Genomic DNA, 20,321 nt, shown 5'->3' with positions numbered 1-20,321 from the left:
AATCCTCCTTTATAATTTATTATTTTTTAGTAAATTATTTATATAATTCTTATGGTATGTAGTTCATATCAATATAGAATAGGTGCCAAAGACTAATTTTAAATTAGAATTATAATTATTTTTATTTAAAAAAAGAGAAAAGTAGAAAAATTAAATTTTCTACTGTACAGTAACGGTGGTATAAACTAATGCATTTGCATAGAACATATTATCTATAATACCTACCATGAAAGTGTATTTTCCTTCAGGTAATCCAATTCCAATGGATGCAACACTATTTTCATCAGATATTGAATAATATGCAATATCATTGTAAACAAAGTATACTCTTTCTCCAGCTATAGGTTTACCGTTACTGGTTACTGTAAATTCTAACCTTCCATTTTTATTAATTGTAGTGTTTGTAACTTTAACACTTGTTGGCATTTTGTTAACAGTGATTTTATTTGAAGTTACTGAGCTACCACAAGTAGCTGTTATGATGTAGTTTCCTGGGTTGAGGTTGATGTTTAGTTTTGCTGTACCGTTTTCGTTGGTTATTCTTTCGTAGATAACTCCGTTAATGTTTAAGTATACTTTTTGGTTAGCAATTGGGTTTCCTTGTCCATCAACTACGGTCACATAGTATTGGGTGCCGTTTTTGTAGTATTTAATAACATTGTCTGAAGTTAAAGTACTTAAAACAGTTATTGTGGAATTAATGGAAGTTCCATTAAATGTAGCTGTTACAGTGTAAATTCCAGGGTTTAAATTAATAGCTAAACTAGCAATACCGTTTTCATTAGTAATTCTAGTGTAATCAATACCATTGATTGTAATGGTTACAGTTTGGTTAGCTAATGGATTTCCATTACTGTCAGTTATAGTCACTTCGTATCTAGTTCCATTTTTGTAAAACATCTCAAGATCTTCAGTAACTATTGGTGAAGTAATAGTAGTCTCATTATCTCCTTCTGTAGAGTTTTCTACAGGGATGTCAGTAGTGTCATTTTCTACTGGAGATTCAGGTGTGTCAGTTGTGTCATCTGGGATAGTTGGGATATCAGTTGTCTCATCTCCAACTACATCTACAGCTGTATCATTTACATCTGCAGCACTAACTGCTGAAATGGATAATAAAGAAACTAATAAAACCATAAATATTAATAGTTTTTTGGTAGTTTTCATTTTATCACTATTTTTTAAGATATTTTAAATTTCACATCCTGTAAAATTTTTTTTACACTTTACGTGTAACAATATAAGTATACTCTTTATGCAGTATATAAATTTTATTAGAAAAGATTTTTTTTTTAAAATTATTTAATAAAAAAGAAAGATATGTATTAATGTTTTTATTTAATAGTGTATGATGTGTAAATTATTCGATTTAATATTAATATAATATAATAAAAAGAGGTTTTATTATGAATGAAGAAGATTATATGGAACAGTTAAAAATAGCTGGTGACTTCCATGGTGAAATTTGTGGAGGGGTAACAGTTGGAACTAAAATGGCTATGTATGGTCTTGAATTAATGGGAATGGAATTAAATCAGAAACATAAAAACTTAATGGTCTTTTTAGAAAATGAACGATGTACTGCAGATGCTATTCAGGCAGTAACCAAATGTTCTATGGGTAAAAGATCTTTAAAACAAATGTATTATGGGAAATTTGCAGTTACTTTTTACAACATGGATACGGGCGAAGCTATTAGGATAACTGATGCTGATGCTAATAAAAAATCTTCATGTAAAGAAGATATTCCAGACATGATTGAAAGGTTTAAGACAACCCCTCCTGAAGATCTATTCAATGTACAAAAAGTAAAAATTAAGGAGCTTGATGAATCTCAAATTCCAGGAAATCCTCATAAAACAGAAGTTTGTTCAGTTTGTGGCGAAAAAGTCACTGATAATCATCATGTAATAAAGGATGGTAAAGTGATGTGTAAGGCATGTGCTGAAGGCGGTTACTACGAGGTAATTGATGAGTAATATCGTATAACTTTTCACATATCTTTTTATTTAATAATTTTTTTATTTTTTTTATTTCACTTATTTTTTTTAATATATTATTTTGAAGTTTTATATTATTATTTTACTATTTAATATTTTTGTTTTTAATAATTAAACGATTTTTATACGATATGTATTGTACTATAATGATTAATTATTATAGAAAAAAAATTACTTTGTTATATTTAAGTATTTCTTTTTAATTCTAATAACAAAGTCTTTTTATTATAAATTGAAAAATATTAACTACATAATACTAATGAACAGTGCTGATAATGGGTTCATATGTATTATATTTTTGATATGTAGGAAAGATAAAGAGGTTTGAAATTATGAGTTCATCTTTTAAAGCTCCGGCTGAAGCTGCAAAAGCTGTTGCAGCAACAGGCGGAATAAAAAATAATTCACCTATTGTGAATTTAATCTTGCTCTCTTTCTTAGCAGGAGCATATATTGCATTCGGAGGTTTACTTGCTGAAATTACTAATGCAGGTATGCTTGCAGCAGGATTCCCTGTTGGATTATCTAAATTCGCATTTGGTGCAGTGTTCCCTGTCGGATTGATGCTCGTTGTAATTGCGGGATCTGAATTATTCACAGGTAATGTAATGTATATGGTCATGGGATGTTTAAACGGTGAAGCATCCATTGGCGGTCTTGCTAGAAACTGGATTGTAAGTTGGATTTTTAACTTTGTTGGAGCATTATTCGTTGCATATGTATTAGCATATCTTGGAGGTGTTGTTGCAGACCCTACAATTTCTGCTGGTGCAATGACAGTAGCTGAGACAAAGATTGGTCTTTCATGGGATCAAGCATTCATTAGAGCAATTGGTTGTAACTGGCTTGTATGTTTAGCTGTTTACCTTGCATTTGCATCTGATGATATTATTGGTAAAATTTTCGGTATTTGGTTCCCAATCATGGCGTTCGTTACCATTGGATTTGAGCACAGTGTTGCAAACATGTTCTTCTTACCATTAGGTATGTTCTTAGGCGCTGAAGGTGTAACTTGGAGTACAATTATCCTCAACAACCTTATTCCTGTAACTTTAGGTAATATTGTTGGTGGAGCTATTTTCGTAGCATGTATATATTACTTTGTTTATGTGAGAAAGTCATAGTTTTAAATTAACATTTGGAGATTGTAAAAATGGTTGAGATTAAGTATGTACCAACAATCTGTCCATACTGTGGTACTGGGTGTGGACTTAATTTTGTTGTAAAAGATGGCAAAATTGTTGGTGTAGAACCTTATAAAAGACACCCAGTAAATGAGGGTAAAGTTTGTCCAAAAGGAAACTTTGGTTATGAATTTATTAATAGAGAAGACAGATTAACTACTCCTTTAATAAAAGAAAATGGTGAATTCAGGGAAGCTTCTTGGGATGAAGCATTAGATTTAGTTGCTAACAAACTTAAAGAAGTATCTGATGAAGATCCTAATAAAGTAGGATTCTATGCTTGTGCTCGTTCACCAAACGAAAACATTTATATTACTCAGAAACTAGCTAGGGTAGCTTGTGGTACTCAGAATGTAGACCATTGTGCACGTATTTGTCACGGTCCTACTGTTGCTGGTTTAGCTACTACCTTTGGTTCAGGAGCAATGACAAATGGTTTCGACAGTATTAAAGAAGCTGATGTTATATTCTGTATTGGTTCAAACAACATGGAAGCACACCCATTATTTGGACGTAAAATAATCCAAGCAAAACAAAATGGTGCTAAATTAATTGTTGCGGATCCAAGATACACACCAACTGCAAAATTAGCAGATGACTATATCGAGTTTAAAACAGGTACTGATGTAGCTTTATTAAATGGTATGATGAAAATCATTTTAGATAATGATTTACAAGATGACGAATTCATTAAAAACAGAACTAAAGGCTTCGAAGAAATGAAAGAAGTTGTCATGAAATATGACGTTGAAAAAGTTGCTGAAATTACCGAAGCTACTGTTGAACAAATTACTAACGCTGCATTAGATTATGGAAGAGCAGAAAAAGCAGCTATTGTATATTCCTTGGGTATTACCGAACACTCTCACGGTGCTGATAATGTAATGTCCTGTGCTAACTTAGCAATGTTAACTGGTAACATTGGTAAAGAAGGTACTGGTGTAAATCCATTAAGAGGACAAAACAACGTACAAGGTGCTTGTGATATGGGAGCTCTCCCTAGTGACTATGTAGGTTACAGAAAAGTAGCTGATCAAGAAACTACTGATTGGTTTAATGAATATTATGGAACTAACTTACCTGCAAAACCAGGTTTAACTCTTGTTGAAATGATGAATGCTGCTCATGCAGGAGATTTAAAAGTACTTTATATTCATGGTGAAGACCCAGTTCTCTCTGATGCAGATATTAAACACACCAAAGAAGCACTTGCTAACTTAGACATGTTGATTGTTCAAGAATTATTCATGACTGATACTGCAGAATGTGCGGATGTTGTTTTACCTGCTGCAGGTTGGGGTGAACAAGAAGGAACCTTTACCAATGGTGAAAGAAGAGTTCAATGTTTACACAAAGCTCAAGAACCACCTGAAGGTGCAATGTTAGATTGGAAGATTATGGAAGAAATTGCAGTTAGAATGGGAGTTCCAAGAGAAAAATTCCATTATGAATCTGCTGAAGAAATCTTTGAAGAAATCAGAGAATGTGCACCAATCTTTGCTGGTATGAACCGTGAAAGATTAGACACTCCTGAAGCACTTCACTGGCCATGTCCTTCAGAAGATGACCCATGTCAACCATTAATGCACAAAGATAAATTTGCACACCCTGATGGTTTAGGTGTTTTCCAAGCTCTCGAACACTTAGGTCCTGTTGAAGTACCTGATGAAGAATACCCATTATTATTAACAACTACTAGGATATTGTTCCATTATCACGCAGCAATGACTAGAAGATGTAAAACTTTAGATAATGAGGTTAAAACTGGATTCATCGAAATAAATACTGAAGATGCAGAAGAATTAGGTATCCTTAATAATGAAATTGTTAAAGCAAGTTCTAGAAGAGGAGAAATTGAAATTCCTGCTAGGGTAACTGATGATATTAAGAAAGGAATTGTAAACATTCCTATGCACTTCTCTGAATGTGCTGCAAACATGTTAACAAATTCTGATTCTTTCGATCCAAAATCTAAAATGGTTGAATTAAAAGCATGTGCTATTAAAGTAGAGAAAATCGAGGGGTAGTTAAAAATGGCTGTAAATGTAGATGATATGTATTATGCGTACTCTGCTAATAGTGATATTGCAAGTAAAGGTGAATATGGTGGGGTTGTTACCACTATAATGAAATATTTATTAGAAAACAATATCGTTGACGCTATTGTTGCTGTAGAGGAAGGAGTTGACATTTACGATGCAGTACCTTGCCTTATTACCGATCCTGAAGATGTAATTAAATCTGCAGGTTCAATTCATTGTGGTACCTTAAACTTAGCTAAATTTGTTTCAAAGTACCTTGATGGTTGCCGTGACATGAAAATAGCTGTCACTTGTAAACCTTGTGATGCAATGACTATGAGAGAATTAATGAAAAAGGGTAAAATCATTGAAGACAATGTAATCATGATTGGTGTAAATTGTGGTGGAACCATGTCACCTGTTCCAACCATGAAAATGATTGAAGAAGTCTATGAATTGGACCCTAAAGATGTCGTTAAAGAAGAAATTGCTAAAGGAAAACTCATCATGGAAACTAAAGATGGCGAAGAAAAAGCTATCAGTATTGATGAACTTGAAGAAGACGGAATGGGTAGAAGAGAAAATTGTCAAAGATGTGAACTTAAAATACCTTCAAATGCTGACTTAGCATTAGGTAACTGGGGAGTTATTGGTCCTTTAGCCGGTAAAGCTACTTTTGTTGAAGTATTCAGTGAAAGAGGTGCTGATGTACTTGATAAAGTTATTGAAGCTGGCGTAATTAACACTGAAGAACCAATCGAAAAAGGAATCACCATAAGGGAAAATATTAACAATATCATGCTTAAAAACTCTGCCAAGAAGAAAGCCGCTGATATTGAAGGTACTACTGGAGACATTATTGATGTTTTCCATGCATACCAAGATGAATTCTCCAAATGTATGAAATGTTATGGTTGTCGTGAAGCATGTCCATTATGTTTCTGTGAAGACTGCTGTCTTGAAGCAGAAGGTCCTGAATGGGTACCTGGTGGATACACTCCTGCAGCACCATTCTTCCACTTAACACGTATGGTCCATATGGTTGATGCATGTACCAACTGTGGTCAATGTTCTGAAGTATGTCCATCTGAAATTCCTGTTTCAAAAGTTTGGGCAACTGTAAACAACAAAGTAAAAGAAGTATACGGATACATGAGTGGATTTGACACTGGTGAGCCAATTCCATTTACTGAATATCCAAAAAAAGATAATGTACACAAATAAATAGAGTTTTTTAACTTTATTTATTCTTTTTTTTACTTTTTTTAAAATAATAAAAAATAGCTATTTTTAAAATAAGATTTAATCTTCTTTTTCATGAGTGTAAGGTTCACGATTATTAATACCTTTTATGTACTGTTTTTTAAGTATCTCATCATCTGCACCTTCACGCATATAGCTTAAAAGTTCAACAAGATTATCATTTCTAAGTAAACATGGTTTTACTTTACCATCAGGTGTTATTCTAAGTCTTGTACAGTTTTTGCAGAAGTTGGTATTTTCTATTGGTTTTACAAGTTCTATTTCTCCACCATCAATGAAGTATTTTTTACGATTCTGCATAAATTCCCTTGTTTTTATATCATCAGCTATTTTGGTTAACTCTTCTTCTAATGAAGTTAGATCATAATGGTACTCTGCATTGAATTTAGAGTCATCGCAGTTTTCACTTTCCATTAACTCAATAACTTGAAGGACGATACCATATTCTTTTGTGAAATAGAACATGTCTTTTACTTCATTTTCATTAATACCTTTCATTAAGACCATGTTGATTTTTACAGGGTTTAATCCAACCTCTACTGCTTTTACAATTCCGCGCTTTACTCTGTCAAGATAATCTCTTTTTGTTATGAATTTATAAGTTTCAGGATTTAATGTGTCAAGACTTACATTTACTCTATCTAAACCTGCATCTTTTAGCTTTTCAGCATATTTTTCAAGCATTGTCCCATTTGTTGTAATTGAAATATCTCTGAAATTTAATTTAGATATTTTTTCAATTATTTCAACAATATCTTTTCTAATTAATGGTTCTCCTCCAGATAATCTTACTCTTTGAATTCCAAGGTCTTTGGAAATTTCACAGATTTTATAAATTTCTTCAGGAGTCATTTCATCTTTAGAATTTACCATTCCATCATGATGACAGTAAATGCAGTTTTCATCACATCTATTGGTAATTGTGATTCTTAGTGAAATAATTGGCCTATTAAATGGGTCTTTTATAGCTTTCATTTTAATCTAATATTATTTTTAGTTCAATTTTATAAATATCTTCAATGTTGAAGTCAGTGTCTAGAGATTTTACCATTGCAAAAATAGATTCTTTCATAATTCCACAGACAAAGGTGTTTATCTCAATTGGTTTGTTGTTAATAGCTAATGTAATTTCTGCTTTTTCAACATTTCCTGATTCGATGCTGTTTATAGTAGTTTTTATCTTTTCAAGACTTTTAATATTGTAATCATCAAGTTTCAATGATTTTACAAGCCCTTCAACAGCATTTTTGATATAATTTTCTACAAATTTGTTAATAACTATTTCTTTATCATTAACTTTAATTAAGGTTGTTGTATCAGATAAGGAGATTATATTTTCTTTTAGATTAGGGTTGGCAATAACTAAATCAATTTTTTCAAAGTCTTTTACATTATATTGTTCGGTATTTAATGTTTTTATTAATCCGAGAGTTATTTTTTCAATAAAATCACTAACAAAGCTGTTTAATCCTACAACTTTTCCGTCAATAGCTAAATTTACATTTGTTTTATCTAATTCCTCGATTTTAATGTTTCCTTTAATTATATCTTTAGCTATTGATAAACCTTCATTATAACCGCAGGTTTTATGGAATAGTGTGTCAATTATGTCACAGCCTTTTTCTTCAATCATGTCAACTACTTCTTCTAATCCTTCTTGGTTTATTGATTTAGCATCTACTTCAGCTATTGTAAATTCATCAACAACATCTGGAGTAGTAGCTATTTTTGGATATGGATAACTTTTAAATCCTTCTATTATAACAAAGTCTACAGTTTCCATAGTTTTTATTAAGAATAATAATCTATCTAAATCAAGAAGTTTTCTAACATTAAAAAAGGTGGTTGCTCCAACTCCCACTACAACATCTGATCCTGCACATCTGTGTTTCCAGGTATCAGTATTTTCTCTATCCATTTCCATTTGGTGGTGGGAATGTTTAATGGAAGCTACTTTATATCCTCTGTTTTTTAACTCTTCAATAATTTTTACAGTTAATGAGGTTTTACCACTATTTTTTCTACCTACAACTGATACAATTTGCATAGTATTTACTCCTAATATATAATATACATGTTTTAGTATAAATTAGTTTATTTCTTTTATGTGTACTTACTACACATTTTAGGTGAACAAAAATTTTTAAGCTCAATCTGGCCGTTTTATCATTATTTTCGATTGATATTTTATTACAGTAAACGAACAGTTTATTTTAATTTTTTGCATAATATTTTATTTATATTAATTTATATATTATTTTAATCGATATTTTTTCTTAATTTTTTGTATTTACATTGATTAATCATTATTTAATTAAATTAACTATTTATAATTCTATTTTTTTTTAAAAATGTGTACTATTAACACAGTAATATTTAAATCTTCCGACTTGAGTTTAGTAGGCAACTATTTATTAATAGGATACAAAAGTTTATATCATTACACATGGTGGATAATATGCCAAAACATATTGCATCAGGTTTGAAATATTTGGCTGCTGTCAAGTTAAAAAATCAAGGTAAATCTCAGCAATTTATTGCTGATGAGTTGAAAGTTGATAGATCTACTGTTTCTCATTATTTTAATGGCAGAAATTTATCTTGGAATTCAATTGATGTTGCAAGGACTATTACTGAGTTAACTCCTTTCGATTTTTTAAAAATGGCCAGAGCAATTATTGATGAACCTGACCAATGTCGTAAAATTGTGAATATTTGTAAAAATAAAGAATATAATGCGATTATTGAAGATACATGTATTGGTTGTGGATTGTGTGTAAGTTTGTGTTTTATGAATGCTGTTTCTTTAGTGGCATTAAAATCACAAATAGACTCCATTAACTGTTGTGGTTGTCTTTCTTGTAAAGATGGTTGCCCAACTAATTCAATTAAAATTTTGGAGATTTAAAATGATCAAAAATATAAAAGATATTAAAGACAATGACTTTAAAATAACAAGGTCAGCAGACGAAGAAAGAAATTTGTCTTTTAGAAATGATGTCTGTATTGGTTGCGGTATCTGTGAATCTACTTGTCCTGTAGGCGCAATTGAATTAGATGCTGTAGCTCTTGATTCTCGTAAGAGATTTGACGTTTATTTCAGTGGTCATGATAAGATTGCTCAAAACATTCATAAAGATGTAAATCTCGAAAGAGTAAACATCAATGAAGACAAATGTGTTCTTTGTGGTATGTGTAGTGGATTATGTCCAGTAGATGCATTAGTATTAACTATTGATGGCGTCCCAATTTCTGAAATTGATGCTTATCCTCATTATGAATCTTATTCTGAAATCGATGACGATGAATGTATTTACTGTAAAAAATGTGAAAGTGCATGTCCTCGTGGTGCAATCACCATCGATAGAGTATTACCTCAACGTAAAGACTTAGTTACTGGTGAAATCTCTGTAGATGATGATGAATGTATTTACTGTGGAGTATGTAGTGAATTATGTCCTGCAGAAGCTATTTCAGTAAACAGTGAAAATGGTAATGAATCCATTGAAATCAACACTGATAATTGTGTTTACTGTCTCGTATGTAAAAAAGCATGTCCTGTAAATGCTATTACTGCTGTATGTAGGTCCTGTTCCTATGGTGAATACGATTTAGATGAAAGAAAAGCTGTTGTTAAAGGAAGCTCTATTATTGATGATGATCTTTGTATTTACTGTGGATGGTGTGAAGGTGTTTGTCCAACAAATGCTGCATCCGTTGCTAAACCATTTGAAGGAACAATTGAAATTAGTCAAGAAGATTGTCAAAGTTGTGGAACTTGTGTAGACGTATGTCCATGTGATGCTTTAGCATTTTTAGTAACTAGTGCACCAGGTCAAAAATTAGACCCAATGAGTGTAAAAGATCAATATTGTATCCGTTGTGGAGCATGTGCTAAAAGCTGTCCAAATGGTGCTATCACTGTAACCAGAACTGCTGTAAACAATACTCCTACCAAATCAGCAACTTGGATTGAAGCTTTAGATGCATTAAAAAACTAGGTGATTAAATGGAACTTAAAGTTAATCAAGATAATTGTTTAGGTTGTGGGGTTTGTGTTATTGCATGTCCTGTAAATGCTGCTATTAGTCCAGAAAACGCTGGAGGTAATGGTGCTAAAACTGAAGAAGTTATTATGATGGTAGAAAATGGTTTCATCAAACTTTTCAGTACTGATAAATGTGAAGAATGTGGAACATGTCAAATGTTCTGTCCTGTAAATGCTATATGGTTAGAATAGGGAGATGAATGTATGCATTACGCTAATACTTATTTAGAAAAACCTGTTGTTCCTGATGTAAAAATTACTGGAGAAGGTACCACTGATGTACTCAAATGTATGTTAAACACTGGATCTGACATTTACCAAGGAGCATGTAAAAAAAGAGGTTCTACTCTTAAAGAAGAATATAAGAACGCTTCAGGTACCTGTTATATGGACCCAAGGGACATGGCAAAATTAGGTGTTAACAACTGGGATACTGTTCTCGTAAAAACTGAATGGGGAGAAGTAGTAGTAAACGCGGCTGTATCAAGAGATGCACCTCATGAAGGAACTGTATTTATTTGTAAAGGACCTTGGGCTAATACTGTTGTAAGTCCTGATACTTACTGTTGTTCTGACCCTACATACAAAGGTATTCGTTGTACTGTAGAAAAAACCGACAGAAAAGTTTTACTCATGGCTGATTTAATGAGATGGGTATACAAAAAATACGTCGATGAAGAAGATGATGATGTTGTTGAAAACATGGAATCCTTAGGTGAATTACCTGTATACAAAGGACGTAAATGGGAGGAGTTGATTGACCATGACTTATGAACCACCTGTTACAGATTATGATTACATTGTCGAAAACTGTACATGCGCATTCTGTGGATGTAACTGTGACGACTTAGATTACTTAGTAAAAGATGGCCATGTTGTTGCTGTAAGACACGCTTGCAGATTAGGTGCAAGTAAAATTATGGAAGATATGGACCAAAGATTATTAGTTCCAATGATAAGGGATGAAAACGGAGAACTTATGGAAGTAGATTGGGACACTGCTTTAGACAAAGCTGCTGAATACATTGCTAACTCTATTAGACCAGTATTCTACGGTTGGTCTGAAACTTCCACTGAATGTATGAAAGAAGGTTTAGAATTAGGTGAATACATCGGTGCTGTATTAGATAACCAAGCAACCATTTGTCACGGACCAAGTTTACAAGCTGTACAAAACGCAGGATATCCTATTCAAACTTTAGGAGAAGTTCAAAACAGAGCAGATATGTGTGTTTACTCTGGAAGTAACGCAATGAACTCTCACCCAAGACATTTAGCTCGTTATGCTGTATTCTGTCGTGGATACTTCAGACAAAGAGGAAGATTTGACAGAACTGTTGTAACTATGGATCCAAAATTCTCAGATACTGCAAAAATGTCTGATAAATGGATTGGATTTGAACAAAACGGTGACTACGGTTTCTACAACGCTATCAGAGCTGTATTAAGAGGTAAAGAATTATACCAAGATGTAATTTCTGGAATTCCTAAAGAAGATATCTACGAATTAGTAGAAGAAATGAAAAATGCAGAATTTGGTGTTCTCTTCTTCGGTTTAGGTTTAACCCACACTTTATCAAAACAAAGAAACATTGATATAGCTATTAAAATGGTTCAAGACTTAAACAAATACAGTAAATGGGGTCTTACTCCAATGAAAGGTCACTTTAACGTAAACGGTTTCAACATTTTCATGGCTTTCGAAACCGGATTTGCATTTGGTGTTGACTTCTGTAGAGGATACGCTAGATACATGTTAGGAGAAACTAACACTATTGATTTATTAACAAGGAAAGAACCAGACTGTTTCATGGTTATTGCTGCAGACCCAGGTGCTCACTTCCCTAATGGTGCAAACCAACACTTAGCTGATATTCCAGTTATCCAAATTGATATTCACTGGGGTCCTTCCACTGAACTTGCAGATGTTGTTTTACCAGGTTCATTTATTGGTGTAGAATGTGGAGGAACCAGTTATCGTATGGATGGAGTTCCTATTTTCATGAAAAAAGCAATTGACAAACCTGAAACTTGTCGTGATGATGAATGGATTGTTCGCGAATTAAAAGAAAGAGTAATGAAACTCAGAGAAGAGCCAAACGTAGCTCCTAAATACGAACCAAATCCAAACGCATTATAAGGTGATATAATGGAATATATACTTAAAAATGGTATTGTTTATGATCCAGCTAACAAAATAAACGGAGAAAAGAAGGATGTCATGTTCAAAGATGGCATTATTGTAGATGAAGTTTCTTCTGATGCAAAAGTAATTGATGTAACTGATAAAATAGTTATGCCAGCTGGTGTTGACCCTCACGCTCACGTTGCAGGTCCTAAATTAGTTGTAGGTAGGTTATACAGACCTGAAGATTCAAGAAGAGGAGTTACTCAAAAAACTAAAGTAACTAGAGGAGAATCTGGATTCTCTATCCCAAGTTGTCCTGCAACTGGTTACAGATATTCAAGATTAGGTTACGGTACTGTTGTAGAAGCAGCTATGCCACCTCTTGAAGCAAAACACACTCACGAAGAAATCGCTACTATTCCAAACATAGATGTTCCAGCATTACCATTATTCGGTAACAACTGGTTTGTAATGGAATATGCAAGAGAAAACAACATTGATGATTTAGCAGCATTTGTATCTTACTGGTTAAAATTAACCAAAGGATACGGTATTAAAATTGTAAACCCATGTGGTAGTGAAGCATGGGGTTGGGGTATGAACGTACATGGTGTAAACGATAAAGCACCTTACTTTGATGTAACCTCTAAAGAAGTAGTTATTGCATTAGCAAAAGCTAACGAAAAATTAGGTCTTCCACACTCAATCCACATCCACCCTAACGACTTAGGACACCCAGGTAACGTACCTACTACTCTTGAAACTTTAGATGCTGTTAAAAACATTAAGAAAAGTCCTAAAGCAACCATAAGGGATCAAACTATCCACTGTACTCACCTTCAATTCCACTCTTACACTGGTAACAGTTGGAAAGATGCAGCATCTGGTGCTTCCGAAGTTGCAGACTACATTAACAAACACGACCACGTAACTTGTGATGTAGGTCAAGTAACTTTAGATGAAACCACTACTATGACTGCAGATGCACCAATGGAATATGATTTATTCAAATTATCCGGTTTAAAATGGGCTAACAAAGATATTGAATGTGAAACTGCAGCAGGAATTATTCCATGTATTTACTCAGGTAAAGCTCCTGTTGGTGCTTTACAATGGGCTATTGGTCTTGAGTTATTCTTACTCATTGATGACCCATGGAAAGTATGTTTAACTACTGACCACCCTAACGCAGGTCCTTTCATCAGATACCCAAGAATCATGTCCTGGTTAATGAGTAACCAAAGAAGAATGGAAATGATTGAAAACGGAGAAGTACACAAATGGGTACAAAAAAGAACCACTCTTGCAACTCTCGACAGAGAATACGACTTCTACGACATTGCTACTATTTCCAGAGCAGCACCTGCTAAAATCCACGGATTTGCTGACAGAGGAGCTCTCACTCCTGGTTACAGAGCAGATATTGCTGTATATGACATGAACCCTAATGATATTGATCCATCCAGACAATATGAAGACATTGAAAAAGGATTCTCTAATGCTTTATACACTATTAAAGATGGTCAAATCTTAGTTAAAGATAAAGAAATTGTAAAAGTTAAAGAAAGTCAAAATGTATGGGTTAACGTAAAAGGATATGAACATGAAGAACAAGCTGTTGTTGATAAAATCATGCCATTCTTCACCCAATATTACTCTGTAAAATGGGAAAACTATCCAGTACACGACCATTACGTATCCAACCCAATTAGAGTAGATGTTGAAAGATAAATGAGGTGTTTAATTTGAAAACAATAACTTTTGATCAAATAAAAACTTCTTCCATTGCATTAGAAATGGAGGAAATCATTCCTGATGAAATTTATGCATGGACTGAAGATGATTTTGCTAAATACCAAGTACCTATTGGTAATTCCAGATTCCCTATCACCGATTTCTTTGACATTACTGTTGAAGGAGAAGCTAATGGTCCTGAAGAAGTTAAAATGATTTTCAACGGTGACTTAAACAGAGTTAAATACATCGGTTGTAAAATGTCTGCTGGTGAAATCATCTGTAATGGTGATGTTGACCTTCACGTAGGTGCAGAAATGTCTGGAGGACACATTAAAGTTAACGGTAATGCAGCTGCTCATGCAGGAAGAGAAATGAGTGGAGGATTACTTGAAATCACCGGAGATACTAAAGAATTTACTGGTGCTTCTTACATTGGTGAATGGAGAGGTATGACTGGTGGAGAAATCATCGTTTACGGTAATGCTGGAAAACAATGTGGTGAATGTTTAACAGGTGGTAAAATCCGTGTTAAAGGTAACTGTGATATTTTAGCAGGTATCCACATGACTAAAGGTATTATTGAAATTGATGGAGATGTAAACCGTTGGCCAGGAGGTCAAATGAAAAACGGTAACATTGTAATCCACGGTTTCTTAGGTAGATTACTTGAAGGTTTCGTTTACGAAGGTCTTGTAGAAGATCCTGAAGTTGACGGAGAAGTATTCAAAGGAAAATACATTAAATATACTGGGGATATTGGTCTTAACGGTAAAGGTTCTTTATACTTAGATGCTGAAGCTAACAGAGAAAAAATGTCTGAATATGGAGAAATCGACGACGAATATACCTCAATTAGGGAATACAGGAATCTATAATTCTTCTATTTCCTTTTTTCTTTCTTTTTCTTCTTTAAATTGATATTTTGAATTTTTTTTATAGAGATGGTGTTAATTTGGTTAATGAAATTTTATTAACAGCTGATGAAGCTATTGATTATATAAAAAATGAAGTACAAATTAATGACACATTAGAACTTTCTTATAATCGTATTTTTGCTCCTGGTGAAGTATTAAGTATTATTGATGCTGATGAAGAAACTGGGGAAGGAATTAGAGTTAATTTACAATTAAATGGTGAAATTTTAAATCAGTCTGTTGAAATTGACTTAAATGAAATTAGAGATGATTTATTGGAAGTTCGCCATATTAAAGATGGTGAATTAACTGTCATTGAAATTGATTTCGATTAATCTTTTTTTATTCTTTTTTTAATTTTCATTTATAAAAACCATTTAGTTCGAATAAATACAAACAATTATTTATACTAGAAAGTTCATATTTATTTGTAACTAAGGTGAGTTAAATGAAAAGCTTAAATTTAACAGTTGATGATGCTATAAATTACTTAAAAGAAAATGTTGAAATTCACGATAAATTAGAGATTTCTTATAATAGGATTTTTGCTGAAGGTGAAGTTTTAAATAAAGATCTTTCTGAGTATTTTGGAAAACCTGGATTTAAAATGTTAATTAATTTAGATGGTGAAACTCTTAATCCTACTATAGAAATTGACTTTGATGAAATTCGTGATGACTTAATTGAGTTCCATCATTTCCCTAAAAATGGTGATGAAGAAGTTTATGTTTCTGTAATTTCTGAATAGTTTCAGTTGTTACATGTATATTTTTTATATTAATTATATTAATTAAAAAAGAAGTAGCTATAATTTTTATAGAATGATTAATTATTTTTCATTCTACTCTTTTAATTTTATTTTTAATTATAGCTTTTTTTATTTATTTTCATAGTTTTTCCATTTCTTCAAATGGTATTAGTTTTTCAATAGCTTTGACTTTTACATCAATATTCTGTTCTTTAAGAGCAGCTATTAAGTTAAGTCCACTTCCTGTAATAACTCCAAAATTATAGTTGTCTACTTTGGCATTGTAAACTAATTCTCTTGGTTTACCTATTTTATAGATTGAAAATCCAATATTGTTTAGTATATCTAAAAGATGGATTGTATAATCTCTTGCAACATAAGGGACTTCTTTTATTGAAGCCAATATTTTGTCAGGCCCAATATTTTTATTTATTGAAGTCATATTTTTTGATATGAATATTTTATGAGGATCCAATGAAGAACCGCTATAGGAAATCATATCAACAAATAGTGGGGGTTCAGTTAATTCTAAAAGGCCTCCATATTTAGGATTACTCATTATACCATTTTTAATTAATATTCCATCAATTGAAAGACTACAAATAGTAGCTATTCCGATTTTGCTTGGATCTTTTTCATTAGGCACTAATTTATAATAAGGATTAAGGTAGTCCTTATTGGAATTATAAGTTTTTCCCATCATATCTAAAATTTCATCAATATCCTCTTTGTTTACATAGGATACATTGGATATGATGTCTCCTTTTTCTTTTTCAATATCAAAATTAACTTCTTCTATTAAATTCCAGCTTTTTGAAAGTAAAAATGGAATTTTTTCATGATAACTAGTGTCTGCTGCTTTTAATATTGGTTTGCAGTTATTGATTGGTTTTAAAGTACTAAAGTCTCCAATTTCTTCTGCAATTTTAATATTTATGTTGTATTTTTCTTCCTGAGCAGCACAAAATGGAGTAATTCCACCAACAATGGCTATTCCAACCATTCCATCAGTAACAGGAACTCCCAGTGTGTTTTCTCCAGTATTTCCAATTGTTATAACTCCATTTATTCCTACTTCTTTAAGATTTTTAACGATTGTTTCACATTTTTCTTTAGCTACACTTGGCACTACTCTAAAGTTAGCAGGAATAACTCCATTTCCATCATTCACAACATCCAATACTGATGTCATACCCTTTGAAATAAATGCATCTAGTGGGGGAATGGATGTTTTCTTGTAGGAAATTAATTCTGTGAACTTGGTAGGAACATAATCCTCAATTTTAAGTAATCCTCCATAGAGAGGGATTGATGGTATTCCTTCATTTAAAAAGATTCCATCTGTTGTTGTTCCACAAACAGTTTTTATTTCATATTCATTCCTGTTTTCTATGGGGTTTACATTGATGTAGTTACTTGCAGATAATCCGCTTCTAAATACATCCATTATAATATCATATGCTTCTTTATCATAGATTGTTGAGGTGTTTACAACTACATTTCCTTTTTTAGTTCTGTAATCAAAATCAGTGAGGTAAATCATCTCTTCAAATTTTGACTGGATAAAATCAACCTGGTCATAGACCAGTCCCTTTTCAATCATTTTACGACCTAAATCTGTAATTTGTCGCCCTGAATATCCCATTTTTTCAGTATATCCCTTTTCATCTAAAATCTGCATGTGATATCTTACTGCTCTTTCACCTAGATTGAATCCTTTTTCTTTTAATTCATTAGCTATTAGTTTGGATCCAGTTGGCTTTTTTTGTTTATCCAATATCCTTAAAATTTCAATCATTCGATGTTCTGATTCTGTCATTTAATTCCTCCCCCACAGAAAAAGTTTAAATTTTAAATATAATCATAGCTGACTTATCAAATATCATTATATTCAAAAATTAAATAAAAAAAATAAAAAAGAATACTTAGATATCTAAGTATTTTCTTTGTTCATATCCGAATACTTGTACACGGTATTCGTCCCATTCTTTGTATTTTAATTCTAAGAATTTTTGACTGATGTGGTCACCTAAAGCATTAAGGATGTATTCATCTTCTTCAAGGGAGTGGTATGCTTCCCATAAACTGGAAGGTAATACTTTAATTCCTAAATCTTCTCTTTGTTCATCAGTTAATTCATAGATGTTGATTTCAGTTGGATCACCAGGATCTATTTTGTTTTGAATTCCATCAATTCCTGCTTCTAACATAGCTGCAAATGCTAAGTATGGGTTACAAGATGGGTCTGGGGCTCTGTATTCAATACGTGTTGCTTTTCCACGTGCTGCTGGAATTCTAATTAAAGTAGATCTGTTTTTAAATCCATATGCCCTGTACACAGGTGCTTCATAACCTGGTACTAAACGTTTGTAGGAGTTTACAATTGGGTTAGTAATTGCAGTTAATGCTGGGGCGTGTTTTAATAATCCTCCAATAAAGTATAATGCATCTTTGGATAATCCAGTGTCACTGTTTGGATTTGAGAATAAATTTTTGTCTCCTTTAAATACAGATTGGTGACAGTGCATTCCACTACCATTTACACCAAAGAATGGTTTTGGCATGAAGGTAACTTGATAATTTTTTTGGTCAAAGCTTGCAATATTGTCTACAATAGCTTTAATTGCTTGTTTAAATGTGATTACTGCATCTGCAGTTTTTAATGCATCTTTAAATTTAAATGCAATTTCGTTTTGACCAGGTGCTACTTCGTGGTGAGATGCTTCTACTTCAAATCCTAATTCTTCTAAGTTGAAAGTTAATTCTCTTCTAAAGTCAGGACCTTTGTCTAATGGTTCTACATCAAAGTATCCTGCTTCATCGTAAGGATATGGATTTCCTTCTTCATCAATATTTACAATAAAGAATTCAGGTTCTGGTCCAATATTGTATCTTAATCCCATTTTGGTAATTTTTGCTAAACTTTTTTTCAATATGCTTCTTGGGTCTCCTTCAAATGGTTTTCCTTCAGGAGTCCAAACATCACAGATAAATCTACATACTGCAGATTCTTCAGGTCTCCAAGATAATCTAGAGTAAGTTCTAATATCTGGTTTAAGGACAAGGTCACTTTCATTAATGTCAACAAATCCTTCAATAGAAGATCCATCAAATAACATTCCTTCAGTGAATAAGTCCCCTACATCTTCTTCTTTAAATGGGATTACAATGTTTTTTACATAACCGTTAATATCAACAAATTGCAATCTGATGAATTTAATATTGTCCTCTTTCATTTTGCTGGTTACATCAGCTATCATTTCTTCGGTAATTTCTTTCATTAAAAATCATTCTCCATAACATGGCTTATATCGGAAACATACTTCCAACCATGGAAATAGATTTCCACCTAATGGTATTTAAATCTTTTGCATAATATGATATTATTTATTTTATTTTCAATTATTTAATTTTAATGAATTAATAGCTATTTTTAATTTTTTTAGTTATATTCATTGTTTTATTAAACTTTTGTTTAAAAAAAGGAAAAATAAAAGGTTATTAATCTTATTATGTTCAATTATTCTATTGAAAATGTTGCTAGATTTAATAAATCAAAATTTAAAATTTCAGGAGCAGTAACAATTTTTCCAATTCCTGTGATAATTTTAAAAGCTTCAATTGCCTGCATACATCCAACAATATTTGCAGTAGGTCCTATGACGGGTGGTTTTTCACTAGCTAACTTATTAAGTTCATCTTTTATAGTTTCATCTAATTTTTTATCTTTTGATGGTAAATTGAACATTGTTTCATAATCTATATCTTTTTCATTTGTAAAAACAGTAATTTGACCTAATGTGCCGTGAATAGCTCCATGAATAAATGGAATATTATTGAATTTGGCATATCTGGATACAATTACTCTTGTTAATAGATTATCTAAGCAATCAATAATGATATCACTGTCATCAACTATTTGGGAGATATTTTCTTCATTAATATCATCTTTAAATGCAATAACTTTAGTATATGGATTAATTTGACGCACTTTTTCTTTTGCAACTTCTGATTTGGATAATCCAAGATTTTCAAAGTTGCTTAAAACTTGTCTATTGATATTGCTTAAGTCAAAGTAATCATTGTCAACTACATTAAGTTCTCCAACTCCCATTCGGGCTAACATTTCAATTACTTCACCACCAATGCCTCCACAGCCCATAACAGCTATTTTAGCATCTTTAAATCTTGTTTGTTCACTTTTTGTTACAATACTCATTTGACGTGTTACTAATTCCCAATATCCCATCTCTTTAAATCTTTCAGGCATTGTTACCA

General features: G+C 32.3%; 19 protein-coding genes. 13 read left to right on the top strand and 6 right to left on the bottom strand.

Annotated features, from left to right (window positions below):
* Nucleotides 1–159: 159 nt before the first annotated feature.
* The gene (locus MBBWO_RS07180; protein ID WP_116670215.1) at nt 160–1,167 is read right to left on the bottom strand and encodes an Ig-like domain-containing protein; all 1,008 of its coding nucleotides are present in this window, start codon (nt 1,165–1,167) and stop codon (nt 160–162) included.
* Nucleotides 1,168–1,403: 236 nt separating this feature from the next.
* On the opposite strand from MBBWO_RS07180, the gene MBBWO_RS07175 reads away from it, so the two are divergent.
* The 4 genes from MBBWO_RS07175 to MBBWO_RS07160 all read left to right on the top strand — a co-directional run bounded on the left by MBBWO_RS07175 (nt 1,404) and on the right by MBBWO_RS07160 (nt 6,429).
* The gene (locus MBBWO_RS07175) at nt 1,404–1,979 is read left to right on the top strand and encodes an FmdE family protein (RefSeq protein ID WP_116670214.1); all 576 of its coding nucleotides are present in this window, start codon (nt 1,404–1,406) and stop codon (nt 1,977–1,979) included.
* Between the two features lie 353 nt (nt 1,980–2,332).
* Nucleotides 2,333–3,124, top strand: a complete 792-nt coding sequence (locus tag MBBWO_RS07170; protein WP_116670213.1) for a formate/nitrite transporter family protein — start codon at nt 2,333–2,335, stop codon at nt 3,122–3,124.
* Nucleotides 3,125–3,153: 29 nt separating this feature from the next.
* Nucleotides 3,154–5,211, top strand: a complete 2,058-nt coding sequence (gene fdhF / locus MBBWO_RS07165; protein ID WP_116670212.1) for a formate dehydrogenase subunit alpha — start codon at nt 3,154–3,156, stop codon at nt 5,209–5,211.
* Between the two features lie 6 nt (nt 5,212–5,217).
* A complete protein-coding gene (locus tag MBBWO_RS07160) occupies nt 5,218–6,429 on the top strand; it encodes a Coenzyme F420 hydrogenase/dehydrogenase, beta subunit C-terminal domain (protein WP_116670211.1) in 1,212 nt (403 codons plus the stop codon).
* 78 nt (nt 6,430–6,507) lie between these two features.
* Here MBBWO_RS07160 and moaA read toward each other — a convergent pair whose 3' ends face one another.
* A complete protein-coding gene (moaA, locus tag MBBWO_RS07155; protein WP_116670210.1) occupies nt 6,508–7,449 on the bottom strand; it encodes a GTP 3',8-cyclase MoaA in 942 nt (313 codons plus the stop codon).
* The gene (gene mobB, locus MBBWO_RS07150; RefSeq protein WP_116670209.1) at nt 7,445–8,515 is read right to left on the bottom strand and encodes a molybdopterin-guanine dinucleotide biosynthesis protein B; all 1,071 of its coding nucleotides are present in this window, start codon (nt 8,513–8,515) and stop codon (nt 7,445–7,447) included. The genes moaA and mobB overlap by 5 nt, the downstream gene beginning before the upstream one ends.
* A gap of 399 nt (nt 8,516–8,914) precedes the next feature.
* Here mobB and MBBWO_RS07145 point away from each other — a divergent pair, with 399 nt between their 5' ends.
* The 9 genes from MBBWO_RS07145 to MBBWO_RS07105 all read left to right on the top strand — a co-directional run bounded on the left by MBBWO_RS07145 (nt 8,915) and on the right by MBBWO_RS07105 (nt 16,043).
* Complete coding sequence (locus MBBWO_RS07145) at nt 8,915–9,376, top strand: helix-turn-helix domain-containing protein (protein ID WP_116670208.1); 462 nt, start codon at nt 8,915–8,917, stop codon at nt 9,374–9,376.
* 1 nt (nt 9,377) lies between these two features.
* Nucleotides 9,378–10,469 carry a tungsten-dependent formylmethanofuran dehydrogenase subunit FwdF gene (gene fwdF, locus MBBWO_RS07140; protein WP_116670207.1) on the top strand — a complete coding sequence of 364 codons (1,092 nt, stop codon included), beginning with the start codon at nt 9,378–9,380 and terminating at the stop codon, nt 10,467–10,469.
* An 8-nt stretch (nt 10,470–10,477) separates the two neighbouring features.
* Complete coding sequence (locus MBBWO_RS07135; RefSeq protein ID WP_116670206.1) at nt 10,478–10,708, top strand: 4Fe-4S binding protein; 231 nt, start codon at nt 10,478–10,480, stop codon at nt 10,706–10,708.
* 12 nt (nt 10,709–10,720) lie between these two features.
* Nucleotides 10,721–11,290: a molybdopterin dinucleotide binding domain-containing protein gene (locus MBBWO_RS07130; protein ID WP_116670205.1), complete on the top strand. Its 570-nt coding sequence runs from the start codon at nt 10,721–10,723 to the stop codon at nt 11,288–11,290.
* A complete protein-coding gene (locus tag MBBWO_RS07125; RefSeq protein ID WP_116670204.1) occupies nt 11,280–12,656 on the top strand; it encodes a formylmethanofuran dehydrogenase subunit B in 1,377 nt (458 codons plus the stop codon). The genes MBBWO_RS07130 and MBBWO_RS07125 overlap by 11 nt, the downstream gene beginning before the upstream one ends.
* A gap of 6 nt (nt 12,657–12,662) precedes the next feature.
* Complete coding sequence (locus MBBWO_RS07120) at nt 12,663–14,375, top strand: formylmethanofuran dehydrogenase subunit A (RefSeq protein WP_116670203.1); 1,713 nt, start codon at nt 12,663–12,665, stop codon at nt 14,373–14,375.
* A gap of 5 nt (nt 14,376–14,380) precedes the next feature.
* The gene (locus MBBWO_RS07115) at nt 14,381–15,256 is read left to right on the top strand and encodes a formylmethanofuran dehydrogenase subunit C (RefSeq protein WP_116670202.1); all 876 of its coding nucleotides are present in this window, start codon (nt 14,381–14,383) and stop codon (nt 15,254–15,256) included.
* Nucleotides 15,257–15,333: 77 nt separating this feature from the next.
* On the top strand, nt 15,334–15,630 hold the full coding sequence (locus MBBWO_RS07110; RefSeq protein WP_116670201.1) for a DUF2097 domain-containing protein: 297 nt from the start codon (nt 15,334–15,336) through the stop codon (nt 15,628–15,630).
* Between the two features lie 113 nt (nt 15,631–15,743).
* On the top strand, nt 15,744–16,043 hold the full coding sequence (locus tag MBBWO_RS07105; RefSeq protein ID WP_116670200.1) for a DUF2097 domain-containing protein: 300 nt from the start codon (nt 15,744–15,746) through the stop codon (nt 16,041–16,043).
* 139 nt (nt 16,044–16,182) lie between these two features.
* Here the strand turns inward: MBBWO_RS07105 and MBBWO_RS07100 are convergent, their stop codons facing one another.
* From MBBWO_RS07100 to MBBWO_RS07090, 3 genes are all read right to left on the bottom strand, one after another.
* A complete protein-coding gene (locus tag MBBWO_RS07100) occupies nt 16,183–17,862 on the bottom strand; it encodes a DUF128 domain-containing protein (protein WP_116670199.1) in 1,680 nt (559 codons plus the stop codon).
* Between the two features lie 106 nt (nt 17,863–17,968).
* Nucleotides 17,969–19,324, bottom strand: a complete 1,356-nt coding sequence (glnA, locus tag MBBWO_RS07095) for a type I glutamate--ammonia ligase (protein ID WP_116670198.1) — start codon at nt 19,322–19,324, stop codon at nt 17,969–17,971.
* Between the two features lie 239 nt (nt 19,325–19,563).
* Nucleotides 19,564–20,313, bottom strand: a complete 750-nt coding sequence (locus tag MBBWO_RS07090; RefSeq protein WP_116670197.1) for a HesA/MoeB/ThiF family protein — start codon at nt 20,311–20,313, stop codon at nt 19,564–19,566.
* Between the last annotated feature and the right edge of the window lie 8 nt (nt 20,314–20,321).

This window comes from Methanobrevibacter woesei (genome assembly GCF_003111605.1).
GTDB lineage: Archaea > Methanobacteriota > Methanobacteria > Methanobacteriales > Methanobacteriaceae > Methanocatella > Methanocatella woesei.
This window is presented reverse-complemented; position numbering and strand designations above follow the sequence as displayed.

What these genes read in the sequence shown, in the direction of transcription:
- fdhF (WP_116670212.1), top strand. Translation starts at nt 3,154, where the DNA reads ATGGTTGAGATTAAGTATGTACCAACAATCTGTCCATACTGTGGTACT.
- MBBWO_RS07135 (WP_116670206.1), top strand. Translation starts at nt 10,478, where the DNA reads ATGGAACTTAAAGTTAATCAAGATAATTGTTTAGGTTGTGGGGTTTGT.
- MBBWO_RS07130 (WP_116670205.1), top strand. Translation starts at nt 10,721, where the DNA reads ATGCATTACGCTAATACTTATTTAGAAAAACCTGTTGTTCCTGATGTA.
- MBBWO_RS07170 (WP_116670213.1), top strand. Translation starts at nt 2,333, where the DNA reads ATGAGTTCATCTTTTAAAGCTCCGGCTGAAGCTGCAAAAGCTGTTGCA.
- glnA (WP_116670198.1), bottom strand. Translation starts at nt 19,324, where the DNA reads ATGAAAGAAATTACCGAAGAAATGATAGCTGATGTAACCAGCAAAATG.
- fwdF (WP_116670207.1), top strand. Translation starts at nt 9,378, where the DNA reads ATGATCAAAAATATAAAAGATATTAAAGACAATGACTTTAAAATAACA.
- MBBWO_RS07125 (WP_116670204.1), top strand. Translation starts at nt 11,280, where the DNA reads ATGACTTATGAACCACCTGTTACAGATTATGATTACATTGTCGAAAAC.
- MBBWO_RS07180 (WP_116670215.1), bottom strand. Translation starts at nt 1,167, where the DNA reads ATGAAAACTACCAAAAAACTATTAATATTTATGGTTTTATTAGTTTCT.
- MBBWO_RS07160 (WP_116670211.1), top strand. Translation starts at nt 5,218, where the DNA reads ATGGCTGTAAATGTAGATGATATGTATTATGCGTACTCTGCTAATAGT.
- MBBWO_RS07090 (WP_116670197.1), bottom strand. Translation starts at nt 20,313, where the DNA reads ATGCCTGAAAGATTTAAAGAGATGGGATATTGGGAATTAGTAACACGT.
- mobB (WP_116670209.1), bottom strand. Translation starts at nt 8,515, where the DNA reads ATGCAAATTGTATCAGTTGTAGGTAGAAAAAATAGTGGTAAAACCTCA.
- MBBWO_RS07105 (WP_116670200.1), top strand. Translation starts at nt 15,744, where the DNA reads ATGAAAAGCTTAAATTTAACAGTTGATGATGCTATAAATTACTTAAAA.
- MBBWO_RS07100 (WP_116670199.1), bottom strand. Translation starts at nt 17,862, where the DNA reads ATGACAGAATCAGAACATCGAATGATTGAAATTTTAAGGATATTGGAT.
- MBBWO_RS07145 (WP_116670208.1), top strand. Translation starts at nt 8,915, where the DNA reads ATGGTGGATAATATGCCAAAACATATTGCATCAGGTTTGAAATATTTG.